The organism is Dissulfurispira sp. (assembly GCF_036745535.1).
Lineage (GTDB): Bacteria > Nitrospirota > Thermodesulfovibrionia > Thermodesulfovibrionales > Dissulfurispiraceae > Dissulfurispira.
In genome coordinates this window covers 124745-126567 of sequence record NZ_DAIOFX010000001.1, presented here as the reverse complement: position 1 = coordinate 126567, position 1823 = coordinate 124745, and the positions used below count along the sequence as shown (strand labels likewise).

Annotated in this window: 3 protein-coding genes; all 3 read left to right on the top strand. The window is 44.4% G+C overall.

Annotated features, from left to right (window positions below; translation table 11 throughout):
* Nucleotides 1-190: 190 nt before the first annotated feature.
* Complete coding sequence (locus V7L97_RS00715; protein WP_333652307.1) at nucleotides 191-1021, top strand: DmsE family decaheme c-type cytochrome; 831 nt, start codon at nucleotides 191-193, stop codon at nucleotides 1019-1021.
* 8 nt (nucleotides 1022-1029) lie between these two features.
* Nucleotides 1030-1518 (top strand): MtrB/PioB family outer membrane beta-barrel protein, encoded by a 489-nt coding sequence (locus V7L97_RS00710; protein ID WP_333652305.1) that lies wholly within the window; start codon nucleotides 1030-1032, stop codon nucleotides 1516-1518.
* A partial coding sequence (locus tag V7L97_RS00705; protein WP_333652303.1) for an MtrB/PioB family outer membrane beta-barrel protein occupies nucleotides 1502-1823 on the top strand: 322 nt, incomplete at its 3' end. The genes V7L97_RS00710 and V7L97_RS00705, both read left to right, overlap by 17 nt.

Genomic DNA, 1823 nt, shown 5'->3' with positions numbered 1-1823 from the left:
AAATACGCAGGGCTGTAAATAATCTCCTGAAGGAAGTATGGCGGCACAGAATCAATAATAAAAATATAGCAAGGGGAGGTTGTAATGCGAAGAAAACATGTTGTGCTGTTATTGCTGATAGGCATGTTTATACTGAGTTACAGTAGCATGTCATTTAGCAACGAGAGAAAGGCAAAAAACAAAGAAGAGTATGTTGGCGCTGAAACCTGTAAGGGATGCCATGAAGGTTATTATGATAGCTACTCAAAATCCCTTCATGCAAAAAAAGGCAATAACAAAGAGTCCTGCTAATGCGAACCAATGCGAATCCTGCCACGGCGCCGGCGCTGGACATGTAGAGAAAGGTGGAGGAAAGGGAGTAGGTATTTTTGCCTTTGGCAAAAAAGTGGATGCAAAAGATAAAGCCGAGAGATGTCTTACCTGCCATGAAGAGCAAAAGGGCCAGGCATTCTGGAATATGAGCAAACATAAATCAGCCGGCGTTTCGTGTAGCGACTGTCATACCGCCCATTCCAGCCTTCCAAAGAATTTAAAGGCAAGCCAGCCTGAACTGTGCTTTGGATGCCATAGAGACATTAAGGCACAGGCAAATAAACAGTCGCATCACCCCATAAAAGAGGGCAAGGTTTCATGCAGCGACTGTCATGACCCACACGGAGAATTCGGAAACAAGATGGTAAAAGCAGATACGGTGAACGAATTGTGTTATAAATGCCATGCAGAAAAGAGGGGTCCGTATATGTTCGAACATTCACCAGTAGAGGAGAACTGTCTGACCTGCCATACGCCGCATGGAAGCAACTATAGTAAACTGTTGGCAAAGAAGATGCCCAATCTGTGTCAGAACTGTCATGACTGGACGATGCACCCGGGCACAGCCTACACATCGGAGTATGGGTTTGAGGGCACTGGATCGGCATCGAGCAGAAACAAGCTGATTGCGCGTTCATGCACTAACTGTCATACAAATATTCACGGCGGCTTTGGGGTCGGAAGAAGAGGCCCTAAATTTACGAGATAGGAGGAGGGATGATGAAAAGGATACCAATATATATAATATTAGCGTTCTGTTTCTTGTTGCTGCTGACGAATGGCCTGTATGCAGAAGATAATAAGCCCTTCAGCGGAGAGATTAAGGCTACTGGAAAGTTTGTAGATATCAATGGCAACGAGGCGAAATTCAATGAATACAGAGATATGGACAGTGGAGTATATGGAAAGATACGTCTGAAGTATGACAGCGAGCAGTATTTTTTGAAACTTTACGCCGATGATATAGCCTATGACACACAGAATTACAAGCTTGAAGGCGGCATGTGGGGGAAGTTTAAGCTATATCTCAAATACAGCGAAATACCGCACAACTTTACCTATGGCGCTAAAACGATCTTCAGCGGAGCAGGCACAAACAGGCTGACAACAGGAGCAGCATTTGCAATCGGCACTCCGTCCACATACACACCTACCAATCTGTTTGACCTATTCTCTCAAAAGAAAACAGATGGAAGCAGGCGTTAAGCTCGAAATGTTGAAGCCGTTTTATCTTGACGTGTCCTACGCCAGGGAAGAGCGAGACGGTATTAAACCCAACTCAGCAGCGCTGACTACCGGAGGCGGTTCATATTTTATAGAGATGCCGGAGCCTGTCGATTATGTAACAAATAACCTGAAGGCTGAATTAGGCTATGCAAAGAATCCTCTGTTCTTATCTCTTACCTACTTTCACAGCGAGTTTTCCAATGATAATCAACGCTTGTTTTTCAAAAATCCGTATAATGCTAATACATTTGGCGCTCCCCAAAACGATTATTTAACGCTTCCGC